Below are 25,750 nucleotides of genomic sequence, written 5' to 3'. Positions count from 1 at the left end.
TATACTTCCTATATTTTTTGTTTTTGCAACATCATCTTTAAAATCATACGATTTGTATTTTTCATTCCAATATTGCCTAAAATCCCCAGATTGGACAATGTTGCTTCTACATCTTCACATACAATCCCATCTTGACCTCCTGCACCTTTTCCATTCAAAGCCATATTAGCGGCTCTTACTGCTGACTCTACGGCCGTAGCAATTTTCAAGGCACAACCAGGTTTTGCTCCGTCACAAACCACTCCTGATATATCTGCTACCATAGTAGAAACTGTATGACACATTTGCTCATAGGTTCCATCTTTCATAAAAATAATGCCACAACCAACTCCCATAGCTGCCGCAATAGAACAGCCGCACAATACTGATAATCTTCCCAAATATTGCTTTGTATGTATCGTAAATAGTATGCTGAGAGCTGCTGCTCTTCGTATTTTATCCTGTTTAATCCCTAGTTTTTCACCAATTTCTATAATTGGAACGGTAGCCGTAATACCCTGGTTTCCACTTCCTGCTGTACTTACAACCGGCAGTTCACAGCCTGACATTCTGGCATCTGCTGCTGCTGCTGCCATAGCAGATGCATAGGTTGCGATATCACCACCGATTAATCCTGTTTTTTGTCCGTGCAGCATAGAATATCCAACTTTTAATCCATAATTTCCTCTCATTCCTTCTCTGGCAATCGCCTGATTCGTTTGAAGAATCTGCTCCAGAAACTTCAATTCTTCCTCTGGTACAGACTTTACAAAATTAACAATTTCTTTCAATGTCATATCGTAATTTTCTAAGTTCTTTTGGCTATTTTTTTCGTATAGTTCCTCCGCCTTCCTTTCAAAAATCTTTTTTCTATCTCGCTCTAATAATACCAAATTCTGATGATTTTCTTTTATTACTGCGCGAGCATAATGATTTTTTGAGGTGACCTGTGCCTCTACGTATACCTTTTCTTCTGTTTCTGCCAAATCAATAGATATGATATTTTTTTTAACCATCTCCTTGGCTTTTTGTATTTCTATATCCGAAATACCATTCAAAACCATAAGACCTTTCTCAGGATTTTTTCCAATACTCCCCATTGCAGCTGCAATGGAAAAACCTGACATTCCTGTTCCCGGGATTCCTACATTCATTCCATTTTTCAGAATATACGAACTGACTATAATTTTAATTTTTTGTACTTCTTCTTCTAAAACTGCTGCTGCATATGCTGCCGCCAGAGCTACTGCACCTGGTTCCGTACACCCTAGTGCCAATGACGTTTCATCATGAAGCAATGAAAGATACTTTTCCTGTTTTTTCTGCATACATTTTATCCTTCTCCTCTCTGCTTCTCATTCCTGTACTTTTTCGGAGTCATGCCTGTTTCCTGTTTGAAAATACGAATAAACTGTGATGTGTCATTATATCCTGTTATAAGAGCAACTTCTGTTACTGAACATGTACTTTTCTGAAGCAATTCTTTTGCTTTTTTTAATCGAATTTGTTTTAGATAAACCGAATAACTTTCTCCCGTTTTCTCTTTAAAAAGATGACTTAAATATGCCGGATTCATAAAAAATACTTTCTCCGCTAACAATTTTACAGTAACATCTCCGCTGCAATTCTCTTTTGCGTAATTTTTCATGCTCTGAATAATTTCATCAGTCCCTCCTACTTTCTTTTTCCTTGATATACAACAAATCTCTTTTGTTTTTTCTTCCATTTCCCTGTGAATTTCCTTTATAGAATAAAAATCTAAAACTTGAAAATGGTACAAAATACCTGATACCTGATGATAAATCAAAGATATCTGGGTCAGAAAAACTTCTAAGCTTTTTCCAGTTATCCTTTCGCCATTTTCTATATCTTTAAAAATTTCATTTAAAATACTACAGGCTTTCTCTAAATTTCCCTTTTCCAATGCTATTTTATATCTTTCTTTCTGAACCTCTCCCATACAATAGTTTCTTTTAGAATTCTGGCTAACAATCTCAAATAACAGCAGCTTATCCTTGTAAAATACCTTGTATTCTAAAGCTGATTCCGCTTGTTCATACGCCTTTTTTATTTCGACTTCTTCTGTACATATTTCGCTAACGCCACACCAACCCAATTTTCCAGCTTTTTCCATACTTTTTATAAGATTTCTCTGACGGAAACCTGTTTGACAATCTGCACACATCACTATAATATACTTATAATTTTGTATCTTAAGCAAACGAAATCCGGTAAACAAATTTTCTTCATCTGACTGACTTAGCCATTCATATAATTGTCCCGTTTCAATCTCCTGCCCCTTTTCACAATATAGTACCATCACTTGAAATTGTCTGAAAATCCTTCTAAAAATATTTCGGTTCACAAAATCTTCTATATCCTTATCTGAAAAAATTCTTTCATAAATATAGCGAGTAAGACTATCTTCTCCTGTTCTGACCTCTTTTTCTTCCTTCTGCTGTTCTTCATTTTCCAGCCTTCCAATGCATTCTCTTAATTCTTTATCCTCCACTGGTTTTAAAAGATACTCCTGCACTCCAAATCTCATTGCTGATTTTGCATATTCGAAATCAGCATACGCACTGACAATAACAACCTTGGTTTTTAACTCCTGTTTCCGCATTTGTTTTAAAAGTTCAAGCCCGTCCATAACCGGCATACGAATATCTGTGAAGACTATATCTGGTTTCTCCTGCTGTATCACATCGATTCCCTGTTTTCCATTTATAGCTTCCAAGATTTTATACTCTTGCGATTCCAGGCACTCCTCCAGCTGCTTTTTCATTGATTTTCTGGCATAAATCTCATCTTCAATAATCAATATCTTTCTCATCATGCATACACCTCTTCCGTAAATCAGTAAGTCAATTCTTTATCCCTTCACCGACCCGGCAGTTAAACCTTTAATAATATGTTTTTGTCCGAAAACAGTATACAATTAACATAGGCAACATAGACATCAGATATGCTGTAAAAGCCATTGTATAATCAAATGAATATTCTGTCTTAAAGTTATACTGAAACAGAGGCAATGTCCAATTTTCCTGTGACCTATTTAAAATCAATAATGGAAGCATAAAATCATTCCATATCCACAACAAATCCATAATAATTAAAGTTGCTATCATGGGTTTGACTAACGGAATTACAACTTTTGTATAAGTCTGAAACACATTACAGCCGTCCATATACGCTGATTCCTCAATCTCGTAGGGAAGCCCTCTGATATAATTCACAAATAGAAACACTCCTTGTGTTAAACTAAAAGCTGCATATAACAAAATTAACCCCTGCCTGTTCAAAAGATTTAAATTTGTCATCAATTTTGTCACAGGAAGCATAATGACTTGAGAAGGAATAAACAGCCCCATCAGCAGGTAAAAGTAAATACCTTTATAATACCTCTTTGTATAATTTCTGGCAATTGCATAAGAAACAGCAGGAACTAAAATCAAAATCAAGCTGACTGAAATCACAGAAATAATCAAAGAATTAACTGCAAATCCCCAATAATTACTATTTGAAAACAGACTTTGAAAGTTTACAAAATTAAGAGAAGATGGAAATGAAAAAAAATTTCTTCCTGCTTCCTCTAAAGTTTTAAAGGAATTGATTACAACTAAATATAAGGGCACAAGAATAAGCCCTAATCCTGCCAGTAAAAATAAATTTCTGGCAATTTTCCAACCAAAACCTTCTCTTTTCATTCCTGTACCCCTCCTTTACTTGTCAATTTCATCTGTGTCAATGAAAAAACAGCTACAATAACAAACAATACACAAGCTTCTGCATTTGCTACTGAAAACTTCATATTTTTTGAATGCATCATTATAAATCAAGATTCCTATAACTTCGGTTGCTCTTACTGGCCCTCCACCTGTTAATGCAAAAGGAAAATCAAAAGAAGTAAAACCTTGTTTTACCATCAAAACCAAATTCACTGTCAATGTCGGAATCAAATAAGGAAACGTTATATAACGAAATCGTTCAAAAACAGTTGCTCCATCTATTTTCGCTGATTCATACTGTTCATCAGGAATCTGCTGCAATCCGGCTATAAAAATAACTGTAGGAAGGGCAACAGCCTGCCATATGTGAACAAAAATCACAGCCAGAAGTGCTGTATTTCCTGTCATCAATACACTTTGCGATAACCAATCTATTCCCAGAGCTTTTCCTATCAAGGGTACTACTCTGTAAAAAAGCTGATCCCAAATAAGTGCAATAGTAATACCACCTATCATAGCTGGTACAAAAAATACAGATTTCATAAAAGTCCTGAATTTTCTTAATGAGTTTAAAGAAACTGCCAACAACAAGGATAAAACAATAACCCCTACTACCAGCATAATACTATAAAGAACCGTAGTCTTTAAAGAGTTCCAAAAATTGGGATTTTTAAAAAGAGCTTCATAATTCTTAAACCCTATCAAATTAAATTCAGGAGACATTCCGTCCCAGTCAGTAAAACTATAACGTACTCCACTTATTACAGAATAAACGTAAAAGAAGCTATACAAAATCACAGGAACTATAGTAAAACTAAAATAAATTGCTCTTCCAGATATTTTCTTCATACCGCTTCTCCTTTCTGAAGATATTTTAATGTCCGATTTTTAGAGGCAACAATCAAAGAGGAGTGCTGCCTCTAAAAAGACTTCTATTCTGCTGATGTTACCGCTATCGAAGTATCCATCTGGTTTAGATAATTATCAATATCTTTGTCACTCCAGAATCCCTGTGTTACATTATACAAATCTGTCACAATATTATTGTCAATTGTTGACGCCATCCAGTCATGAACCTGTCCTGCATTAATTAAATCCATCATAGGTTCAATTCCTTCATAATTCGGAGTTACCCCAGTAATACAAGAGGGAGCCCCATCATGATTACAAAAGGTTTGTGCATTTTCTGTTTCTGCCAAATAATCCAAAAATCTATATGCTGCTTCCTTCTCTTCTTCTGAAGCTTTTGCTGATACACAAATAGCGGCGTCTATACCTGATAAAGTGTTTGTAGTTTCCTGTGTTTCATTTGGCAGAGGAAATACTCCTATCTTCAAATCCGGATTGGCAATCAGCAATGTTCCTCTGGCATAAGACCCTGTAATACACATTGCATATTTTCCATTCGCAAAGTTTTCCCAGCAGGTTGTATCTGCCAGTCCAAGAACGTCTTCATTTGTATATGAAAGTAATTCTGCAGTTTTTTCTGCAACTTCTCTAAATCCTTCATCATTTTCCAGTTTTTCTTCTCCACTGACCGCGCGCTCAATTGCTTCAATTCCCTCTGGATCCCAAGCCACTGTCATACATTGGAATCCATGTCCTACACGTCCTGGATCCTTGCCCATTAATCCAATAGGTGTAATAGATTTTTCTTTTAAAGTTTTACATACTTCCAGAAATTCCTTCCAGGTAGTTGGAACCTCCAGATTATTTTCTTCAAATATTTCTTGATTATAATATACCCCCATATAATTACGACTATATGGAAGAGCATAATACTTTCCATCTTTCTGTTTTGTCATCTCCAAAGCGGATTCCTCTACATTTTTAAGGCACTCCTGTTCTGACAAATCCTGGACATAACCATTTTCTACCTTCTGCCTAAACTGCTGCTGCGTCGGATAATCAGAAAACAAAACTGGTATATCTCCAGAAGCAATTCTAGACGTCAACACAGTTCCGGCATCAGGAACCGTATTCATTTCAATCCGTATATCAGAATTTTCCTCATTAAACTTATCTATAATAGCTTGATATCCCTTTTGCGGACCCTCTTCCATTTTTTGCTGGAAAAATTCAATTTCTAATACTCCGTCATCTTTTTTTCCGTTTGTTTTTTCCTCTTCTGGTTTTACTCCACTACTGCAACCAGTCATACTAATTGCTAAAATCATACTTAATACTGCTGCTGTTCTTTTTCTCATAAAAATCTCCTCCTATCACTGTCTTTTATACTTATGCGCCGCATACACAGCTGTTTTAATATAATCAAGACTAATATTCTCCCCTTGGATTGTACAGTCCGCACCAATCATAATGCCTTTTTCTCCGAATCTTCTTAGAACTGCTTCCACTTCTTTTTCTATTTCTTCTTTTGGACCATTTAATATGTTTCCTTTATTATTCAATCCGCCTAAAACAGCCCTTTTGAAAGAATCTCGCCCTTGCTCCAAACTATAAGCATTGTCTTTCACAGACCAGTTTACCAAGTCACCTGGATAATCCGTAAACCAATCCACATGCGTTTTAAATTTATATTCTGGTTCACCACAGATATGAAGTATGTTATATTTCCCCTCTTCTTTTTCTGCTACATGTAAAATCTGAACATCAAAAGGCTTTACCAATGTTTCCCACTGTTCTTTTGTAAAGCGCCCTTCTTCTCCAAATTGTGCAGAATAGTAAATACCATCTGCTCCTGCTTCAAGATAACCTTTGGCCCATTTTTCCAAGCCTTCCGCTAATACACCAATTCCATACGCAACCGCTTCTGGTGCCTCTTTGCTATATTTCATAAGAACATCATCGCCAAACGCAATACTAGCTGCTTTAAAAGGGCCAAACATTGTCTGAAATATAAGAACTTCGTCTTTTACTTCTTCTCGGATTTTCTTAATAACCGCAGATAGCTTTTGAAACTCTTCAGAATCCGTTCCTTTAATTTTAATGTTGTACCAATCTTCCGCACAATGAATTTCCCCTTCAATTGGATACATATAATCCTGCATAATTTTTATAATATCCATATCTGTTTCTCTGTATAGCTTTAAATGTGCCTCTGCCATTTCTTCCACTGTATAATCTGACTTGTAATGAAACCAAAAGCCTGCCGGAATCTTATCCGGGATTTCATTGTTCATAACTGCTTTTACACGTTCTACTTTGTTCATATTCATTTCCTCCTGAACTTTATTTTTTATAGTTTCATTATAGTAAAGGACTTACTCTAAAAATAGAACTTATCTTATAAAAAAAATAGTATTTCTATTTGTTTTTTATATATTTTATTCATAAATCTGTTTTTCTCTTTTTCAATAGTTTATAATAATCCATAAATCAAATATATTATTTTAGGAGAAATTTATATGAAAACACACTTTTTTTCTTATCGAACACAAATATTTATTGCTTCGCTACTATTACTTATTATTCCTTCAACAATTTTAGGTATTACAGCTGCAAACCAAACCGCTTCAACCGTCAAAGAAGATTTCAGTCAAACAATGGAAACCATTCTGACTCAAACAGACCTTACTTTAAATACACTTTTGAATGATGCTACAAAAATTGCAGATATGCATATTCTAAACAATGACATACGAAAAGCTCTTATTACTGACTATGACAATAATCTTCTTGCCTATTCACAAGACAGCAGTATGTTTACTAAACAGCTTATACAAACCAACCGCTTGAATTCAAATGTTATATCCTGTCTTTTTCGCAGTAGATATGATTATACCTTTGAATATAATATTTTAAATGCCCAAACCCATAAAGAAATTTTAGAAAAAATGAACTCTTGGGAGGAAAAAGCTCTTACCTCTAATTATCATACTTATTTTGCACCTATTCAGGATTCATTTATCAGTGGAAAAAAGATTTTACCTATGGTCAAAATTCTTTATGATGGATATACTTTCAAAGAAATTGGAAGCTGTTATGTAGGAATTGATTTTTCCTCTGTAGAAACTATTTTTAATTCCGCCAAGACTCCCGGTAGCGTTATTATGATTTTTAATTCTCATAACACACTGGCTTATTGCTCTGATTCCAAATACATCAACTCAGAAAGTTCCCAGATTCTTTTCGATGAACTTTCTAAATTCAGCAAAAACATACCGGAAAATGATCCTATACAAACCCAAACCATATCTGTCGGTAAAGAAAATTACCTTGTCAATGGTTGTTTGAATCAAACTACAGGTTGGCACATTGTGCAGTGTTTAAACAATAAAAATATTACACAAGCTTATCAGCACAATTTGCTAAATTACTCTGCAATTTTTGTTTTTACACTATTACTCGGATTAATCCTGGCTCTCTTTCTTTCACGCAGCTTGACGCACTCAATCACTTTGCTCTGTCAACAGATGGACTCTCAAGACCTCAATAGTTACAAAGAGATTTCTGTTGATGGTAAAACTTCAAATAGAGAACTGCAAAAACTTGTAACCAGTTTTAATCATCTGAATAAGCGTCTTACCGAAAGCCTGCGCCAGAATTACACCAGTAGACTCAGTGAGCAGAATATGTATATTCAAATGCTTCAAACGCAAATTAATCATCATTTTTTATACAATACCTTAAACAGTATTAAATCCATTGCAGATATACATAACGAACCAGAAATCAAAACTATTGCTTCCTGTATGTCCGAATTGCTCCGTTATAACCTGAAAAAAGTTCCTGTCGTTTATCTGGAAGAAGAAATACAACAAATTTATCGATATTTAACCATTCTGGATATCCGTTTTCCAAGTAAATTCACATTTGATTGTAGTATACCTGATGATTTCTATTCTTTAGAAATCCCTGCATTCCTTTTGCAGCCCCTTGTGGAAAATTCCGTAGAGCATGGTTTTGCACAAATGGAAACCGATTGTCGTATTAATCTAAGCGCAAATCTGGAAGATGGAATTTTACACTTTTTTCTTATAGATAACGGTTCTGGTATTAAACCTGAACGACTAAAAGAAATTCTATATTCTTTGGAAAATGAAAAAAGCCATATAGAGAATATGCAACAAAACCATCACTTTATTGGATTGTTAAATGTTCATCAACGAATTCAAAGTTATTATGGAAAAAAATATGGACTCTCTATAGAAAGTGTAGTTGAAGAAGGAACTATTGTTGACATTCAAATTCCCTATATGAAAAAACCAGAACTTCCAAATATTTAACCAAAAAGTAAGTCAGTCCGAACCCCCATTCGGACTGACTTTCCCCATTTTTTGTATTCCCATATTTCTATAAAAACTTCTCTCAAAAACGCCTTTATTTCTTCTTCATTTTCAAAACCAGATGACGCGGCAGACCATTTACCATAATCGGCTGATAATCTCCCTGAATCAGTGGTTTAATATAGTCCACAAAATCTTTTGTCACATAATTTGCCTCCCGGTTCAGCCACTCTCTCGGAACCAGTTTTTCTTCATTGGCAATTCTGTGTACGTCATAAATACCGGTAGCGCTCATATACGGGTCATCGGACACACGGTCAATGACAATCATCTTTCCGGTGTCACCTTCGTCTGCTGCCTTCACCGCAGCTCCGCCTACCATAAATGCCTCGTCAATATCCACACGGGAAGCCATATGAGAAGCACTTCTCTGCAGTGTGGAAAGCTCTACGGCTCTGGTCTTGCAACCGCACTCTGCTGCCAGGAAATTTGCCAGATAGGTAGCTGTTCCCTGAAGCTGTTTATGTCCAAATGCATCTACATAATCGCCTACGCTACCCAGTTCACAGACATAGCGTCCGTCCTCCAGCTTAATTCCCTCCGAAACTGCAATCACGATGGAAGATTTTTTCTTCAAAAGTTCTTTCACTTTCTTTAAAAACTTTTCGATATCAAAAGGAATCTCCGGCAGGTAAATCAAATCTGGTCCATCGCAGTCTTCCGTCTTTGCAAGAGCCGTTGCTCCTGTCAGCCAGCCTGCATTTCTTCCCATGATTTCCATAATGGTAATCATGTTCTTTTTGTAGGTAAGCCCCTGCGCGTCACGAATGACTTCTTTGGTAGAAGCGCCGATATATTTGGCTGCGCTGCCAAAACCAGGTGTATGGTCTGTAAGCGCCAGGTCATTGTCAATGGTTTTCGGCACACCTAAAAACTTCTGGCTCTGCCCTGTGAGAATAGCATAATCAGACAGTTTTTTAATGGTATCCATAGAATCATTACCACCAATGTAGATAAAGGCTTCAATCTCCAGTTTGTTTAAAATCTGGAAGATTTTCTCATAAATTTCCCTGTCCTCATGAATTTCCGGCAGCTTAAAGCGGCAGGAGCCCAAAAATGCAGAAGGTGTTCTTTTTAAAAGCTCAATGTCAAGCTCAGAATGAATTTGCGTAGACAAATCCACATACTGTTCATCTAACAGTCCCTGTATGCCGTGCAGCATACCATATACCTTATCAAACCCACGCTCAATGGCATTTTTGTACACGCCTGCAAGGCTGGAATTAATTACCGAGGTAGGACCGCCGGACTGTCCCACAATAATATTTCTTTTTTTCGCCATTTTGTCTTCTCCTCCTTCTCGGAAAATGAATCTATCGAAGATTATAACAAAAAAAATCCATATATTCAATAGATATATGGATTTTTGCATATTATTTTTCTGTTTTTTTCAACTTTTTTATCTATTTCATACAACTTTCCTCTTTATCAAGCAACCGACAGGAGGATTTTCTCTTTCATAATACATCAAAAGAGGCTGAAATTCCTGATTCCCGAATTGACCGGTGTGCAATATTGTCCCCACTGCCAGAAAATCTACCGTATACTTCTCCTGCAAAATCTCTTTTGTCCACAGTTTTCCCCGAAAAACAAAGACCGCCACACAAAGGTTTCCTCCTCTTCGTGTAGCGGTCTTATAAGTCTCAAAACTAGTTAAAATGTGAATTTTTCCTCAAAATAAGCCTTTAAATCTTCAATCTTGATTCTTTCCTGTTCCATGGTATCTCTGTCGCGAACGGTTACTGCTCCATCAGTTTCGGAATCAAAGTCATAGGTTACACAGAAAGGTGTTCCGATTTCGTCCTGACGGCGGTAACGTTTTCCGATATTTCCTCTGTCATCAAACTCACAGTTGTATTTCTTTGATAACTGCTCAAATACCTTTAACGCGCCTTCATTCAATTTTTTGGAAAGAGGCAGCACACCAATTTTCACCGGTGCCAGTGCAGGGTGGAAATGCAGCACAGTACGCACGTCATTTTTCTCTGCGTCCAGAACCTCTTCATCGTAAGCGCTGCACAAAAATGCCAGTACCATACGGTCTGCGCCCAGAGAAGGTTCGATAACATATGGAATATATTTCTGGTTTGTTTCATCATCAAAATAGGTCATATCCTGTCCGGATACATTCTGGTGCTGTGTCAGGTCATAATCCGTTCTGTCGGCAATGCCCCAAAGCTCGCCCCAGCCAAATGGGAAGAGGAATTCCACATCAGTGGTTGCCTTGCTGTAAAAGCTCAGTTCTTCTTTATCATGGTCACGGTAGCGCACTTCTTCGTCTTTTAAGCCCAGACTGTGCAGCCAGTCCAGACAGAACTGTTTCCAGTATGCAAACCATTCCAAATCTGTATCCGGTTTACAGAAAAATTCCAGTTCCATCTGCTCAAATTCACGGGTACGGAAAGTGAAGTTACCAGGTGTAATTTCATTACGGAAAGATTTACCAATCTGTGCAATACCAAATGGCAGTTTCTTTCTGGAAGTTCTCTGTACGTTTTTAAAGTTTACAAAGATACCCTGTGCGGTTTCCGGTCTTAAATAGACTGTATTTTTTGCATCTTCAGTAACACCCTGGAAGGTTTTAAACATCAGGTTAAACTGACGGATATCTGTAAAGTTGTGTTTGCCGCAGGTCGGACATGGAATCTGATGCTCTTCGATAAACTCTTTCATCTTTTCCTGGCTCCATGCGTCTACGCTGCCTTCGATTTCAATGCCTTTTTCTGCACAGAAGTCCTCAATAATCTTATCTGCACGGAAACGCTCATGGCACTCTTTACAATCCATCAACGGATCTGAAAATCCGCCTAAATGACCGGAAGCCACCCATGTCTGAGGATTCATGAGGATAGCACAGTCTACGCCTACGTTGTATGGGCTTTCCATAACAAACTTCTGCCACCATGCTTTCTTTACATTGTTTTTCAGTTCTACACCCAGGTTTCCGTAGTCCCATGTATTTGCAAGACCACCGTAAATTTCTGAACCCGGATATACGAATCCTCTGGATTTTGCAAGTGCAACAATCTTTTCCATTGTCTTTTCCATTATACAATCTCCTCTATCTCTGCATTTTTGTAAAATCATTGCTATTTTTACTGATAGGGACTATTATAACGGTTAAATCTTATCTTTTCAACCTCTAAAGAAGAGTTTTTCCAACCTAATAGGTTTCCTTCTGATAAAATCTCCCCACCAGCGTATCTGTTTTCACCACATTCACAAAAGCATGAGGGTCTGCCTCCATAACTTTTTGTGTCAGCACCTTTGCTTCCATGGTGGACACCACAGAGTAAATCATTTTCCGTTTTTCATTGGAATACATGCCTGTTGCCGTAAATTCTGTAGCGCTGTGATTTGTCACCTCATAAATAGCCTGGTATACTGCCTCCGGCTCATCGGTAATGACAAACAGCGTCACCTTCTTATACGTCTGGTAAAGCAGATGTATCATCTGTGTGGAGGCGTACTGGAAAATAATAGAATACAGCGCCTTGTCCCAGCCAAACAGATAACCCGCAACCAAAAGCACAACTGCATTTGCCAGTAAAATATAATTCCATACATCTTTGTTTTTCTTTTCCGCAAAATAAATGGCAATAAAATCGGTTCCTCCTGTGGAAGCGCCGCCAATCAGGGCAATGCTGATTGCCACACCGTTAATCAGTCCGCCGAAGACACTAATAAGCAAAATATCCTGGGTAATCGGTATGGCGGGAACCATGTCGGTCAGAACACTGGTCGCCACAATCATAAGGCTGGTAATCACCGTAAACTTCTTTCCAATCGCCTTAAAGCTGATAATCGCCGGAATTGCATTCAGGGCAAGACTAATAGGCGAAAACGGTACGGCAATGTCAAAAAAGCGGTCGCAAATAGTCTGAAACAACAGTGTCACACCATTAAAACCGCCGGGATACAAGCCCCCTGCCCGCACAAAGGTCTTAATGTTCACCGCCATAATCACGGCTCCGATTAAGCCGAAAATGATTCGCTTTGCTTCTCTTTTGGTATCTATTTTAGGATTCACTGTTTTACTCTCTTTCCTTTTATTCCCATTCTCCCTACTCGTTTACAGCATATGAGCCCGCAGCTCTTCCGGAGTCTGTAAGCTTAAATATGCAGGTGCCACGTCAAACACAGTCTTGCAGCCTGTCTGTCCTTCCAGACTCATACGATAAGCAGCTCTTGCATAAGCCACAATAACAGAGGAAGTAAATTCCGGATTGGAATCCAGCTTTAAGCTGTATTCTACTACATGCTGATGTTCATCTTCCCAGCCTGTGCTGCCGGTACGAATTACAAAACCGCCGTGAGGAAGTCCTGCATGGCTGGCTGCCATTTCTTCCGCTGTAATAAAATGTACAGTAGTATCGTATTCATCGAAATAATTCGGCATGGTTTTGATTTCATGTTCGATTTTTGCCTTATCAGCGCCGTCCTCTGCTACAACAAATACTTCTCTTGTGTGCTTCTGGCGTGTGGAAAGCTCCGGATTTTCTCCGTTTCTCACTGCCTCCAGCGCGCTTTCTACCGGAATGGTATACTGTCTTGCATCTAAAACACCTTCAATTCTTCTCACAGCGTCTGAATGCCCCTGACTCACGCCTTTGCCCCAGAAGGTATAATCCTTACCACCCGGCAAAATTGCATTGGCATACAGACGGTTTAAAGAAAACATACCCGGATCCCAGCCAACAGAAATCATGGCTGTATGATTTCCTTTTTTTGCAGCAGCGTCTACAGCTGCAAAATGTTCCGGTATTCTTGCATGGGTATCAAAGCTGTCTACTACATTGAAATGCTGTGCAAATTCTGGTGTCTGTACCGGCAGGTCTGTAGCGCTTCCGCCGCAGAGAATTAACACATCAATTTCGTCCTTCATGCTCACTGCCTGATCCACATGGCAAACCTTTGCTGTTTCTGTAAGAATCTTCACGTCTTCCGGATTGCGGCGGGTAAAAACAGCCACAAGTTCCATATCCGGATTGTGTTTTACTGCACACTCCACACCACGACCCAGGTTTCCGTATCCTAAAATACCAATTTTAATACTCATGTCACACTCTCCTATCTGTTGTAGTCTCTGTTTGCCCTTTCAGAATATATCAGATACGCTTTCTTTGTCAATGCCCCAATAAAAAAAAGAGAACGGATACCCATTCCCTTTTCTCTGGTAAATTGATAAATTTTTCGGTCTTTGACACAGCTTTCAGACTCTAAGCTCAAAGCTGTGCCAACCTGTTTTTTGAAAATGCGTCAATTTCCCGGATTCCCGGGGTCTGTATCCGTTTCCTTTTCTATATTTCACAAAATTTCTGTTTTTAGTGGTGGAACAGACGAATTCCGGTAAATGCCATCACCATGTTGTATTTGTTGCAGGTATCAATCACTGCATCATCTCTCACAGAGCCACCCGGCTGTGCAATGTAAGACACACCGCTCTTTTTCGCGCGTTCAATATTGTCAGAGAACGGGAAAAATGCATCAGAGCCAAGGGTGACATTCTGCAGCTTATCCAGCCATGCTCTCTTTTCTTCTCTTGTGAAGACCTCCGGCTTTTCTGTAAAGGTCTTTTCCCATGCGCCGTCAGCCAGAACGTCCATATATTCCTCGCCAATATACACATCAATGGCATTATCTCTCTCTGCGCGGGTAATGGTATCCTTAAATGGCAAGTTCAGCACCTTCGGACACTGTCTTAACCACCAGTTGTCTGCCTTCTGTCCTGCCAGACGCGTACAGTGTACACGGGACTGCTGTCCTGCGCCTACGCCAATGGCCTGTCCGTCTTTTACAAAGCATACAGAATTGGACTGTGTGTATTTCAGAATAATCAGAGAAACCTTTAAATCTCTCTTTGCTTCTTCTGTCAATTCTTTATTTTCTGTAACAATATTGGAAATCAATTCATCATCAATGGCTAACTCCTGGCGTCCCTGCTCAAAGGTAATGCCAAAGACCTGTTTGCGTTCCAATGGAGCCGGCACATAATCCGGGTCAATCTCGATGACATTATAATTTCCTTTTTTCTTCTGTGTCAAAATCTCCAGAGCTTCCTCTGTATACCCCGGCGCAATAACACCGTCGGAAACCTCTCTCTTAATCAGCAGCGCGGTATCTTTGTCGCACACGTCGGAAAGGGAAATAAAGTCCCCAAAAGAAGACATTCTGTCCGCACCTCTGGCTCTTGCGTAAGCGCAGGCAATAGGAGAAAAGTTTTTCCAGTCCATGTCATCTACCCAGTAGATTTTTGCCAGTGTTTCTGTCAGAGGAAGTCCCACAGCGGCTCCTGCCGGAGATACATGTTTAAAAGAAGTTGCTGCCGGAAGACCTGTTGCTTTCTTTAAATCTCTTACCAGCTGCCATCCGTTAAAAGCGTCCAGGAAATTAATATAGCCCGGTTTTCCTGATAAAACTTTAATTGGCAGGTCGCCATTTTCTTCCATATAAATTCTGGAAGGTTTCTGATTTGGGTTACAACCGTATTTTAAAGCTAATTCTTTCATAATAATTTTCTCCTTTCCTATTTCTTATTTATTTTTATTTACAATTCTGGTTTCATATTTGCCTGTTTCAATATCAATGAAGCGAACAAACAGAGAAACCTTATTTTCTTCATTTAAACTTGTCCACACCTGCTCTGTAAACGCATCAATATCGTTTGGGATTCCCACCAGCTTTGGCTCTCCTTCAAAGCTTGGAAGAGGATTGCCGTCATGCATATAAGTGTGGATAAAATGTCCTTCTCCTGCCACCGGATTTTCATATGCAAAGGTATAGCGGTTGCAGGCGTCCGGATTTCCATTGTTGCTCTTTAAAATAGACATTGCATAGTTATATCTGCCGTTTTCCAAATGCATCACGCCGGAAATACGAGGTGTGTAGTTTGGTCCGTCCGGTTCAAATTCACGACTTCTCAAAGACTGCTCAAAGGTCATCTGTTTGTCCATACCTTCGTAGATGGTATCTGTCTGGTCACCGTTTGTCACAATGGTTTTATTGCCCAGTACGCGTACCGGCGCATAAATAATCAGGCTTGGGTCTGTTAATTTAGAAGGGTCGAATGCCTGTGTACGGATTCCTTCACCTTCTTCTACGAATACGCGGTTTCTGCTGTTTTCACTTCTGCCCATAATAAAATAAGCGGCAACAGCTTTTTTTCCGTCTTCTGATTTTCCCAGCACAATTCCTCTGCCCGGATATGCATTGCTCTTTAACTCTTTTTCCAGTGATAACATTTCCATGAACTTATCTCCTTTTCCTGCTGTTCTAAACTCACTCGGAACTTTTCCCGGCTTTTCTTAATTTTTCCCAAAAAGAGTTTTAAAAAATAAGAAAAAGCCCACTTTCCGAGCATATTCGCCCAGACGGTCGGCTTCTGTGGCTTATACTCCCCGTGGTCATTTCCACTTCCGTCAGTCATATAAGCACTTAAAACATACCATTTAAAAAAAGGGTTGTCAATCCCTTTTTTTCTCCCACCTTCCTGTGGCTTGCTTTTTGCATTTGAACATTATATGATATTTTTAATACTTCATCAGGAAAAGGAGAAAACAATCGTGGAAATTGAACGTAAATATCTGATTCATGAACTCCCAAAGGATCTGGAAGCCTTTCCTTCCAGGAAAATTGAGCAGGCTTATCTCTGCATTGCCCCGGTTGTGCGGATCCGCAGACAGGACAACGACTATTATCTCACCTATAAAGGAAAAGGCATGATGATGCGGGAGGAATACAATCTGCCTCTGACCCGTGAAGCTTACGAGCATCTACGTACAAAGGCAGACGGCATTATCCTTTCCAAGACCCGGTATCTGCTGCCCCTACCTAAAGGACTCACCATCGAGCTGGATGTTTTTAACGCCCCTTATGAAGGTCTGTGGCTGGCAGAAGTGGAGTTTTCCACAGAAGAAGAGGCAAACAGTTTTGTTCCTCCTCAGTGGTTTGGGGAAGATGTAACATTTTCTACTGCTTATCACAACAGTGTACTGTCCAGAGGAAAAAAATAAACACAGAAAGACCATCCTTTAGGGTGGTCTTTCTACTTCTTACAGGTCAACCATTCTTGAGTGATTGTTGCACTTTCAACTCCTTACTCTTCAGCCTTCTTGGCATACTCGGTAAGCACCAGCTCCTCATACGGAACTCTCTTTTCCAGTTCTCCAGCGCTTTCCAAGATATCCTGCAAAAGCTCAAAGCTTTTCTCCTCAAATACAAGATTGTCTTTCCAGGTATCCTGTTCCTGATAACGCTTTACAATGGCAGTAATGGTTTCCAAATCATTTTCTTTAAACTGTGGGGCAATAATAGAGGCAATTTCTTCCGGCGTATGGGTATTTACATAATCCATGCCTTTTTGCAGAGCTTTTACAAATCCCTGTATCACTTCCGGGTTCTTCTCAATATAGCTTTCTCTGGCACTGTAGGCCGTATAAGGAACATAGCCGGATTCTACACCGCAGGATGCCACTACATATCCGGCGCCTTCCTGCTCAAGCATAGTGGCAGAGGGTTCAAATTCAATACTGAACTGCCCCTGCCCTCCGGCAAAAGCTGCCGCTGTAGAGCCAAAGTCAATGCTTCTGTCAATGCCCATATCTGTATCCGGATCCATGCCCTTTTCCTTCAAAATATACTCAAAGACCATTTCCGGCATACCGCTTTTACGGCCTCCCAGAATATCCTTGCCCTTCAAATCTGTCCACTCGAAGTCTGGCATTTTTTCTCTTGCCACCACAAAATTCCCGGCTCTCTGCGTAAGCTGGGCAAAGTTCAGCACCTTATCCTGAGCCCCCTGCTGATAGGCATAAACCGTTGCCTCTGACCCCATAAAACCAATATCTGCATCACCGGATAAAAGAGCAGACATCACCTTATCTGCTCCAAATCCTGTAACCAGCTCCAGCTTAATTCCCTCATTTACAAAATATCCCTCTTCGATTGCCACATACTGCGGCGCATAAAAAATGGAGTGTGCCACCTCGTTTAAGGTCACTTTGGTAAGCTCCTCTGTTTTTTCCTGCCTTTCTCCCTGCTGAGCTTTGCAGCCTGTAAACCCCATGCCCAGACACAAAAGCATTGCAAAAAGCATGCTCACTTTCTTTTTCATGATGCTCTCCCCTCAATTCTAAAATCTCAAAAGGCTGCATAGTGCGGCAGCCTTCTCCACACTTTATTTTATGATAGGAAGGGAAAGCCCGTGACATATGCTACAGCTTTGGCGCCTGATTTTCTTTTTCCTTCAGATATTTTTTTACCCCCTCCACATCTGTATAGGCAAAATGACGCAGTTCATTTTCCGCCAGTTGTCCCAGCTCCTCCAGGTCTGAACTTCCGGTAAACGGGCAGATGGGCTTTAATTCCTCTTCCGTAAGCCCCAGTTCCTCCATCTGTTCCTTTGTAATGTACTGGCTCACCTCAATTTTATTACATGCTTTGCAGTGATATACTGTAAAAATTTCTTTGCTAATCATACCATTGACTCCTTTTCTCTTTTGTGCCGTTCTTTTTGGCTCTGTCCTTTATTTTAGTCTATTTCCGCCTTTTTGTACAGATAAAACCCGGTGAAATCCACAGATGCCACAGGATTTCTCCAAAAATCCATGCTGAACTCTTCTCCGGCAGGAAAACCTGTGCTAAAATAAAGATAAAAACAGAAAGGATAATTTGTTATGAAATTAGGTTTTATTGGCTGCGGCAATATGGCGTCTGCTATTATTTCCGGTATCCTGGAAAAAGGACTTGTAAAGAGAGAAGATATTTTTGCCTCCACAAAATCGGAATCCTCTGCCAAAAGAGTGACAGAAGCCCTGGGCATTTCCTGTTCTACAGATAATCTGTCTGTGGCAAAAGAAGCGGACTATCTGTTTCTGTGTGTAAAACCCCAGTTTTGTGCTGATACAGCAATAGAAATCCGAGATTTCCTCTCTACGGAGCAGGTGTTGGTTTCTGTTATTGCAGGAAAAAAACTGGACTGGCTGCAGGAACAATTCGGTGCAGATAAAAAAATTCTCCGTACTATGCCAAACACACCTGCTATGGTAGGAGAAGGTATTACCGGAGTCTGCCCTAACGAACTGGTTTCCAAAGAAGAAATTCAGCAGGTGCTGACCCTGCTTCGCTCCTTTGGACGGGCTGACGTGGTGACAGAGCCTATTCTCGACATTGTAGGGTCTGTCAGCGGAAGCTCCCCTGCCTTCGTATTTTTATTTATTGAGGCTCTGGCTGACGGCGCTGTAGCAGAGGGTATGCCAAGAAAGCAAGCCTATGAATTTGCGGCTCAGGCTGTTTTAGGAAGTGCCAAAATGGTCTTGGAAACAGGCAAACACCCCGGTGAATTAAAGGACATGGTCTGCTCCCCTGCCGGAACCACTATTGAAGGAATTAACGTGCTGGAAAAAGAAGGCATGCGAAGCGCTGTTATGGACGCTGTGCGAGCCTGCATCGCCAAAACAAAAAAACTGTAAAAAAAGAGCAGGGACACCCTTTTGAAGCAATGCGGCGGTTTATACGCTTTTGCTTCTCCTGGATTTCTCCCTGCTCTTTCATTTGAGTTTTTTTGTACATTATAAAACGGAAAAAGGGATTTTCCCGCAAAACAAAATCCCTCTCCACACAATTTCCACTATGCAAAGAAGGATTTTCTATAGTAGCGAGAGGGGGATTCGAACCCTCGACACTACGGGTATGAACCGTATGCTCTAGCCAACTGAGCTATCTCGCCATATCTGTTTTTCTGTTTTTTGGCAAAAGAATGGGACCTATAGGGCTCGAACCTATGACCCTCTGCTTGTAAGGCAGATGCTCTCCCAGCTGAGCTAAGATCCCATTTTATTTTATGTCTTTCGACAAATAGCGAGAGGGGGATTCGAACCCTCGACACTACGGGTATGAACCGTATGCTCTAGCCAACTGAGCTATCTCGCCATATCTGTTCCTCTGCCTTTTGGCAAAAGAATGGGACCTATAGGGCTCGAACCTATGACCCTCTGCTTGTAAGGCAGATGCTCTCCCAGCTGAGCTAAGATCCCGTTCTGTGTCAGCCTCATCGCTGACTGCTTTGCTATTATATACTGGAAATGCATGATTTGTCAACACCTTTTTTCAAATTTTTTTCAAAAGCTTCAAAATTTTTAAATTTCCTTATTTTTAAGGCAATTCTCGGCGAAACTGCACTGCGAAACAATCCCGCCAAGAATAGAAGAAGAAATATTTCAATCTCCCCCACAATTTTCTCCCAAAATTCATCAGATACAGGAGCCATTTTCTCAACGTCAGAGAGAAACACCATATTCTGACATAAATCTGATATCCCGGATTCTTCCGGCATTCAATATAATCATCTCCTCGATAAAATCCCTGAAGGACACCTAAAATCTGCTGTTTTCTATGGTTCCATTGTTCGCTATAGTATAGCTTTCCCAAATACGTTTATCAAGAAGGAAGAAATCTTTACTGCGTTTCCCTCATTCTCTCCACCACGCTCTTCTTCTGTGTCTGTCCATAGGCAATAAGAGAAATCGCAGCTGCCACCAATGCGAATACCGGAAGCATAAGGAAAAACGGCACGGCTGTATAACGATAAGCAAAGCACATAATCACATCATTTAATGCTCCCACAAGAAAAGATGCCCCAATGCTGCCGACAATTACACTGATGATTCCTGAAATCCCCAGATAGTACCCACTTTCCCATAAGAGCATGGTTCGTATCTGCTCCTTTGTCATGCCAATACTTTGCATCACTGCCAATTCCTGCTTTCTTGCCAGAATTCCGGTCAGCATAGAATTAGCAAAATTCAAAATTCCGATTATGGCAATCACAACGCACAAACCATATCCCACAGCAGAAACGCCCTCTATCATACCGGAAAATTCTTCCCTTACACTGTTCTTTGACAGATAGCCCATGGAGGGATTTTCCTCCTCTGTATAATCCTTCAGATACGCCTCAAAGCTCTCTGCAAACTCCGGCTCTACGGTATAGGATTTGGCAAACATGGTCGCTTCCGGGCTTTGTTTGATTTCTTCTAAAGGAAGAATGGTTGTAATGCTGTTTGTTGAAAAAAAGTGTATGTTCATGCTGGTAGGAATATTTTCCACCACTGCCATAACTTCGTATTCCTTTTTTTCCAGATTCGTGAGAAAGGTACCTATGAGTTCCTGGTTTTCATCATATACCATTTCCTGTTCTGTGTCTTTCGTGGGCGTTTGCAATATAATTTTATCTCCCGGTTCATAACAACTGTCCCCAACTTCTGCGTTTTCCAAAAAAGTCATCTGCTCCAGGAGTACATATTTCCCGCTTCTGAATTTCTCTGCATCAATCTCCCCTTTAACCGGCTTCAAATTTTCCAGCATATCTTCGGAATAAGCATAGCGCCTTTCATCTAAAGCCAATTCTCCTCTTCCCATTTTTTCCCGGTCTTCTGCCCTGGCTTTATAATACAAACCCTCTTCTAATTTTCCCTCTTTATCCAACTTTTGAAACTGCTTCTGCCCTTTTTCAGATAGAATATGCTCGGAATTCAATGTCCATAATTCCGATTTTCCAGAAACGCCCTGCCAGGTATCGGCGCCCTGTGCATATGCCTCGTCTATCCGGAAATCCAATTCTCTTGGCGCAGCAACGGTCCAATTGGCATTTCCAATCATATAATCCCCATAAATCCGTTCTTCCAGATATTCATCAATGCGAAAACTACCCACTGCTGTCATCACAATTTCCAGCAAAATCACGCTCAGGGAAATGGATAAAATTACAAGGACGGTTTTTTTCTTGTTTCTTCCCAGATTGGAAAAAGCCATTCTGGCAATTTTGGCGCCTTTTTTTGATTTTTTACTTCTTTTCCTTTTCAGAGTCCCTTCTGTGTAACGCACTGCCTCAATGGGAGATACATTCCCGGCGATTTTTGCCGGTTTCCTGCAGCTTATCATTACAGTCGCCAAAGAAAACACGCCACCGAAAATCAAAATCCAGAAATTAAAATAAAAGCCGCTTTCTCCTGCATATGTCCCGCCTTTTGCCAGTATGGGAACCAGGAACTGTCCTCCCAGATATCCCAAAACTGCGCCTATAGGAATTCCCACACCACACAATTTCCAGACCTGTCTGTACACCAGCTTCTGTAGCTGCTTTTTCGTGGTTCCAATGGTTTTCAGTAATCCGTAAAACCGAATCTCCCGCAGAATGGAAAGCTGAAAAATATTATAGATAATCAGATATCCGCTAATCAGAATCACAAAAAAAGCTGCAACAAAAAGCACCACAGTTTCCATATCCAGACTTTCCGCTCTGGAAGACATATACGCCCAGTTGACGCCATAACGGATAACCGGACTCTCAGATTCTTTGTTGTCCGCATCACTCTCCGGTGTGTAGCCTGCATGCTCAATGGCTGCTACTACTTTATCCTCAATATTTTTAGAATTTTTAAAGTACAGATTTCCGTTTACCAGCCCCTGAATATTCCCGGTATTCTCATAATTCTTCTGAAAATCTGTTTCTGTATAATTTCCTTTGACCTGATTCCAGTATGCTTCTGAAATATACACCTGGCTTGCATGGGAAATTTCATCTCCCTGATACCAGCCGCAGAGAGTGAAATCGTCCTGGATTTTTTCTCCCATAAAGGTATATTCCAAATGCACAGTGGCTCCGATACGGGGATTAATTTTCAGTTCCTTTAAGGTGATGGTATCCATCACCACGTCTGTTTCCTGTTTCGGATACGTCCCCTCCTCCAGATTCACAAACGCTCCTTCGATTTCTTCCAGGCTGCCCGGCATACGAATCTCTGCCTGTCTTTTTTTCAGATTATCTGCCTGCCCCAAAAGAATGTTATAAGAGGACGAAGCCACTTCTGCATCTTTGGATATCTTTTCATACTGTTCCATGGTGACGCCCTTTAACCCTGCATGAAATTTTCCCCCTACCTCCCGCATGGTCTGCTCCTGTATCATTTGCATCATGCCAAAGCCCATGGAAAAAACAGCGGTAAACAAAAGGGTAGTCAGACAGATTGCCGCAACTGCAAAAAAGTTTCGCATACGACTTTGTTTCATGGTTCTTTGAGATAGTTTTTTTATAACCTTTTGATTGTTATTTTTCATCACTGCTCACCTCCGGACTTCATAAGTTTGCCGTCCTCGATATGAATAATCCGGTCGCATAGCTGTGCCAGCGCTTCAGAGTGGGTAATCATGACAATGGTCTGGGAAAACCGGGAATTGGTCAGCTTCAAAAGCCCCAAAACCTCCTGAGAAGTCCGGGAATCCAGATTTCCGGTCGGTTCATCTGCCAGTAAAATACTGGGCTTTGAGGCCAGGGCTCTGGCAATGGCAACTCTTTGCTGCTGTCCGCCGGAAAGCTGATTGGGCAGACTATACCGCTTGTCTTCCATTCCCAGGGTACGGATAATTTCGTCTACATACTCTTTATCCGGCTCTTCTCCGTCCAGTTCCATGGGCAACACAATGTTTTCGTACACATTCAGCACCGGCACCAGATTATAATTCTGAAAGACAAACCCAATGTTGCGCCTCCTGAAAATCGTAAGCTGGGTTTCATTCAGGGAGAAAATATCCTTTCCACCTACAAAAACCTTTCCGTCTGTGGGATAGTCCAGCCCACCCAGCATATGTAAGAGGGTACTCTTACCGCTGCCGGAGGTACCTACAACTGCCACAAATTCTCCTTCTTCTACAGTTAAACTTACGCCGTCCAGGGCCTTTACCCGATTTACACCTTTTCCATAATATTTTTTCAGATTTTCTGTTTTTAATATTTCCATATGTCAGCTTCCTTTCTTCTCTCTTTACACTCAGTTTACAAAAGAAATCTGACATACCTCTGACAGCTGCGAAAAAAGTCCTGACAAAATTGTCAGAACTTCTCTTTACATGGTTTTTTCTATTCCTTCAGAAGCAGAAACACCGAAAAACAGGCGCCTCCATCTCTTCCTTTTGAAACCGTGATATATCCCTTTTCCCTTTGCAGAATCACCTGTGCCAGATATAGCCCCAGACCGCTGCCCTCTTGCTGCTCTGCCTGCTCTCCTCTGTAGAACCGTCTGAAAATCCGGTTGTATTCCTCTTTGGGGATTCCGGGACCCTCATCTGTGATTTTCACATTTGCATATAATTCCATAACCTCTGTTTCGATAGAAATCTTACTGCCTGCCGGACTGTACTTTACCGCATTTTCCAGAAGATTTCCAATGGCCTCTGCTGTCCATTTGGGATTATGGCAGCACACACACTCCTTCAGTCCCTGGGTTTCTATGGAAATCTGTTTTTCTCTTGCAAGGGCATATACCGAACTGATACTCCTTGCAAGAGTTTCCACAAGGGACGCAGGAAAAATGTCAAAAACCAGAATTCCCTGCTCAAGCCTGGACGCCTTTACCAGAGTTTTCATCAGCCACTGCATTTTCTCTGCCTGCTCCTGATTTCTCAGAAGAAACTGTTTTTCCTCTTCCTGACTGAGCCTTCCCTCTTTTAAAATTTCTGTATTCAGCAAAATATTGGCAAGAGGTGTCTTTAACTGATGAGAGAGATTGGATAAAAGCTCTGCCATTTCCTGCCTTTCTTTTCCTGTCTGCTCTTCCTTTTGTCTGCTACGCTTCAGAACGCGGCACAGACGGCTGAGCAGCTTGGATTCCATGGTTTCCCGATTTTCTCCTTCTACCAGTTCTCCCGTCTTTTCAAAAGTATTTAAAATATTTGAAAAAAGGCGAAGCTGACGGCGGTAATACAAAAAACTTCCTACCCCCAGGCAAAGTCCAACCCCTGCCACAGACAGGCAGAGGATTGTCATGGCTGTCTGCATCACGCTTCCTCCCACAGATATCCAATACCGTGTATGGTTTTCACCTGGGCAGTACACCCTGCTGCCTCCAGCTTTTTCCGCAGCCGCCCAACATTTACCTGTAAAGTATTTGCATTGACATACCGTCCTCTCAAATCCCAGACTGCCTCCAGAATCTGATTCTGGGTCAGCACCTGTCCCCTGTTTTCCAAAAAGAACTTTAAAAGCTTAAATTCTGTCATGCTGCACTCCAGTTCCTCCCTGTCCACCAGCACCTTCATCATCTTCAGATCCATACACAAATTCCCGGAAGCCATACGATTTTCCCTGCTTTCCCCTTTCACCTCTCTTTCTAACAGTTTTTTCAGACGAAGCTTTAAAACTGCTATGGAAAAAGGTTTTGTAATATAATCATCTGCACCGCTTTCCAGCCCCAGAAGTTCATCTGTTTCCATATCCCTTGCGGTTACCATAAGCACTGGAGTTCTTGCTCCTTCCCGAATCCTCTGACACAACAAAAGTCCGTCCATATCCGGCAAATTTAAATCCATTAAAACTGCCCCTGGACCCTCTTTTTCAAAGAGCCGCAGGCCCTCCTTTGCTGTCCCTGCCTCCAACACCTCGTATCCCTCCTGAGCAAGAGAAAACGAAATACCGGTACGCAGCCCTTTATCGTCCTCTATAATTAAAATTTTCATATATATCCATTCCTTTCGCTTCGCTCAGGCACAAAACGTTATGAAAACGTTTTTCTGAGTTTATTTTTTCTTTATAATTCCTCTTATAGGGAACTCGGTATACTACAAGTCACGGGGAAATGAGTGGGCTGTCCGGCTTGCCGGATAACCGCTGGCAAGAATGCTTCTGGCTGCATTATACCACATACTTAAGAATGGCGAAAACTATAATGCGGAACTTTACCGAAAATCATACCATGGGTTTTCCTGATACACAAGTCTGTTTCTTTTTGTCAAGGACTAAAA

The 25,750-nt window shown here is 40.6% G+C and carries 23 protein-coding genes, 4 tRNA genes, 1 pseudogene and 1 riboswitch; of the genes and pseudogenes, 3 read left to right on the top strand and 25 right to left on the bottom strand.

The features are described from left to right. Positions 1-8: 8 nt before the first annotated feature. The 7 genes and pseudogenes from DQQ01_RS04650 to DQQ01_RS04625 all read right to left on the bottom strand — a co-directional run bounded on the left by DQQ01_RS04650 (position 9) and on the right by DQQ01_RS04625 (position 6,775). Positions 9-1,307, bottom strand: coding sequence for an L-cysteine desulfidase family protein (locus tag DQQ01_RS04650; protein ID WP_111918799.1), 1,299 nt, complete (start codon positions 1,305-1,307; stop codon positions 9-11). 5 nt (positions 1,308-1,312) lie between these two features. Next, positions 1,313-2,491 (bottom strand): helix-turn-helix domain-containing protein, encoded by a 1,179-nt coding sequence (locus tag DQQ01_RS04645; protein ID WP_242980582.1) that lies wholly within the window; start codon positions 2,489-2,491, stop codon positions 1,313-1,315. A 33-nt stretch (positions 2,492-2,524) separates the two neighbouring features. Next, a pseudogene (locus DQQ01_RS18360) lies at positions 2,525-2,764 on the bottom strand (response regulator); the annotation flags it as partial. 118 nt (positions 2,765-2,882) lie between these two features. Continuing rightward, entirely contained in the window at positions 2,883-3,686 is an 804-nt protein-coding gene (locus DQQ01_RS04640) for a carbohydrate ABC transporter permease (protein ID WP_330407645.1), read from the bottom strand. A gap of 15 nt (positions 3,687-3,701) precedes the next feature. After that, complete coding sequence (locus tag DQQ01_RS04635) at positions 3,702-4,556, bottom strand: carbohydrate ABC transporter permease (RefSeq protein ID WP_242980580.1); 855 nt, start codon at positions 4,554-4,556, stop codon at positions 3,702-3,704. Positions 4,557-4,639: 83 nt separating this feature from the next. Next, complete coding sequence (locus DQQ01_RS04630) at positions 4,640-5,914, bottom strand: ABC transporter substrate-binding protein (RefSeq protein ID WP_111918795.1); 1,275 nt, start codon at positions 5,912-5,914, stop codon at positions 4,640-4,642. Between the two features lie 15 nt (positions 5,915-5,929). Beyond that, positions 5,930-6,775, bottom strand: coding sequence for a uroporphyrinogen decarboxylase family protein (locus DQQ01_RS04625; protein WP_242980710.1), 846 nt, complete (start codon positions 6,773-6,775; stop codon positions 5,930-5,932). Positions 6,776-7,075: 300 nt separating this feature from the next. Here DQQ01_RS04625 and DQQ01_RS04620 point away from each other — a divergent pair, with 300 nt between their 5' ends. Then, positions 7,076-8,896 (top strand): sensor histidine kinase, encoded by a 1,821-nt coding sequence (locus tag DQQ01_RS04620; protein ID WP_111918791.1) that lies wholly within the window; start codon positions 7,076-7,078, stop codon positions 8,894-8,896. A gap of 94 nt (positions 8,897-8,990) precedes the next feature. On the opposite strand, the gene DQQ01_RS04615 is transcribed toward DQQ01_RS04620, so the two are convergent. From DQQ01_RS04615 to DQQ01_RS04585, 7 genes are all read right to left on the bottom strand, one after another. Further along, the gene (locus DQQ01_RS04615) at positions 8,991-10,238 is read right to left on the bottom strand and encodes a 6-phosphofructokinase (protein WP_111918789.1); all 1,248 of its coding nucleotides are present in this window, start codon (positions 10,236-10,238) and stop codon (positions 8,991-8,993) included. A gap of 126 nt (positions 10,239-10,364) precedes the next feature. After that, positions 10,365-10,559: a hypothetical protein gene (locus DQQ01_RS04610; protein WP_111918787.1), complete on the bottom strand. Its 195-nt coding sequence runs from the start codon at positions 10,557-10,559 to the stop codon at positions 10,365-10,367. Positions 10,560-10,609: 50 nt separating this feature from the next. Continuing rightward, complete coding sequence (locus DQQ01_RS04605; RefSeq protein ID WP_111918785.1) at positions 10,610-12,004, bottom strand: glycine--tRNA ligase; 1,395 nt, start codon at positions 12,002-12,004, stop codon at positions 10,610-10,612. 115 nt (positions 12,005-12,119) lie between these two features. Next, a complete protein-coding gene (locus DQQ01_RS04600) occupies positions 12,120-12,986 on the bottom strand; it encodes a YitT family protein (protein WP_111918783.1) in 867 nt (288 codons plus the stop codon). A 42-nt stretch (positions 12,987-13,028) separates the two neighbouring features. Then, positions 13,029-14,015: a diaminopimelate dehydrogenase gene (locus tag DQQ01_RS04595; protein ID WP_111918781.1), complete on the bottom strand. Its 987-nt coding sequence runs from the start codon at positions 14,013-14,015 to the stop codon at positions 13,029-13,031. Positions 14,016-14,280: 265 nt separating this feature from the next. Continuing rightward, the gene (locus DQQ01_RS04590; protein WP_111918779.1) at positions 14,281-15,465 is read right to left on the bottom strand and encodes a phosphoribosylaminoimidazolecarboxamide formyltransferase; all 1,185 of its coding nucleotides are present in this window, start codon (positions 15,463-15,465) and stop codon (positions 14,281-14,283) included. Between the two features lie 24 nt (positions 15,466-15,489). Beyond that, a complete protein-coding gene (locus tag DQQ01_RS04585; protein ID WP_111918777.1) occupies positions 15,490-16,203 on the bottom strand; it encodes an IMP cyclohydrolase in 714 nt (237 codons plus the stop codon). Positions 16,204-16,313: 110 nt separating this feature from the next. Then, a riboswitch (ZMP/ZTP riboswitch) is annotated at positions 16,314-16,392 on the bottom strand. 126 nt (positions 16,393-16,518) lie between these two features. Here DQQ01_RS04585 and DQQ01_RS04575 point away from each other — a divergent pair. Further along, positions 16,519-16,968, top strand: a complete 450-nt coding sequence (locus DQQ01_RS04575; protein ID WP_111918773.1) for a CYTH domain-containing protein — start codon at positions 16,519-16,521, stop codon at positions 16,966-16,968. A gap of 83 nt (positions 16,969-17,051) precedes the next feature. On the opposite strand, the gene DQQ01_RS04570 is transcribed toward DQQ01_RS04575, so the two are convergent. Further along, entirely contained in the window at positions 17,052-18,068 is a 1,017-nt protein-coding gene (locus DQQ01_RS04570) for an ABC transporter substrate-binding protein (RefSeq protein WP_111918771.1), read from the bottom strand. A gap of 100 nt (positions 18,069-18,168) precedes the next feature. Continuing rightward, a complete protein-coding gene (locus DQQ01_RS04565; RefSeq protein WP_242980578.1) occupies positions 18,169-18,432 on the bottom strand; it encodes a toxin PIN in 264 nt (87 codons plus the stop codon). 198 nt (positions 18,433-18,630) lie between these two features. Here DQQ01_RS04565 and proC point away from each other — a divergent pair, with 198 nt between their 5' ends. After that, positions 18,631-19,425 carry a pyrroline-5-carboxylate reductase gene (gene proC / locus DQQ01_RS04560; RefSeq protein ID WP_111918769.1) on the top strand — a complete coding sequence of 265 codons (795 nt, stop codon included), beginning with the start codon at positions 18,631-18,633 and terminating at the stop codon, positions 19,423-19,425. Between the two features lie 183 nt (positions 19,426-19,608). Here the strand turns inward: proC and DQQ01_RS04555 are convergent. The 9 genes from DQQ01_RS04555 to DQQ01_RS04515 all read right to left on the bottom strand — a co-directional run bounded on the left by DQQ01_RS04555 (position 19,609) and on the right by DQQ01_RS04515 (position 25,465). Beyond that, positions 19,609-19,682, bottom strand: a tRNA-Met gene (locus DQQ01_RS04555). A 31-nt stretch (positions 19,683-19,713) separates the two neighbouring features. Then, a tRNA-Val gene (locus DQQ01_RS04550) sits at positions 19,714-19,786 on the bottom strand. 25 nt (positions 19,787-19,811) lie between these two features. Next, a tRNA-Met gene (locus tag DQQ01_RS04545) sits at positions 19,812-19,885 on the bottom strand. Between the two features lie 31 nt (positions 19,886-19,916). Then, positions 19,917-19,989, bottom strand: a tRNA-Val gene (locus DQQ01_RS04540). A 35-nt stretch (positions 19,990-20,024) separates the two neighbouring features. Further along, positions 20,025-20,186, bottom strand: a complete 162-nt coding sequence (locus DQQ01_RS04535) for a hypothetical protein (RefSeq protein WP_207657639.1) — start codon at positions 20,184-20,186, stop codon at positions 20,025-20,027. A 224-nt stretch (positions 20,187-20,410) separates the two neighbouring features. Next, positions 20,411-23,071: an ABC transporter permease gene (locus DQQ01_RS04530; RefSeq protein WP_111918765.1), complete on the bottom strand. Its 2,661-nt coding sequence runs from the start codon at positions 23,069-23,071 to the stop codon at positions 20,411-20,413. Further along, entirely contained in the window at positions 23,071-23,751 is a 681-nt protein-coding gene (locus DQQ01_RS04525) for an ABC transporter ATP-binding protein (RefSeq protein ID WP_111918763.1), read from the bottom strand. Before DQQ01_RS04525 ends, DQQ01_RS04530 begins: the two co-directional genes overlap by 1 nt. Before the next feature lie 119 nt (positions 23,752-23,870). Beyond that, positions 23,871-24,788 carry a sensor histidine kinase gene (locus tag DQQ01_RS04520; protein WP_111918761.1) on the bottom strand — a complete coding sequence of 306 codons (918 nt, stop codon included), beginning with the start codon at positions 24,786-24,788 and terminating at the stop codon, positions 23,871-23,873. Then, positions 24,788-25,465 (bottom strand): response regulator transcription factor, encoded by a 678-nt coding sequence (locus tag DQQ01_RS04515; protein ID WP_111918759.1) that lies wholly within the window; start codon positions 25,463-25,465, stop codon positions 24,788-24,790. Before DQQ01_RS04515 ends, DQQ01_RS04520 begins: the two co-directional genes overlap by 1 nt. Positions 25,466-25,750 lie beyond the last annotated feature (285 nt).

The sequence above is a fragment of the Blautia argi genome (assembly GCF_003287895.1).
In the GTDB taxonomy this organism is placed as follows: domain Bacteria; phylum Bacillota; class Clostridia; order Lachnospirales; family Lachnospiraceae; genus Blautia; species Blautia argi.
This window is presented reverse-complemented; position numbering and strand designations above follow the sequence as displayed.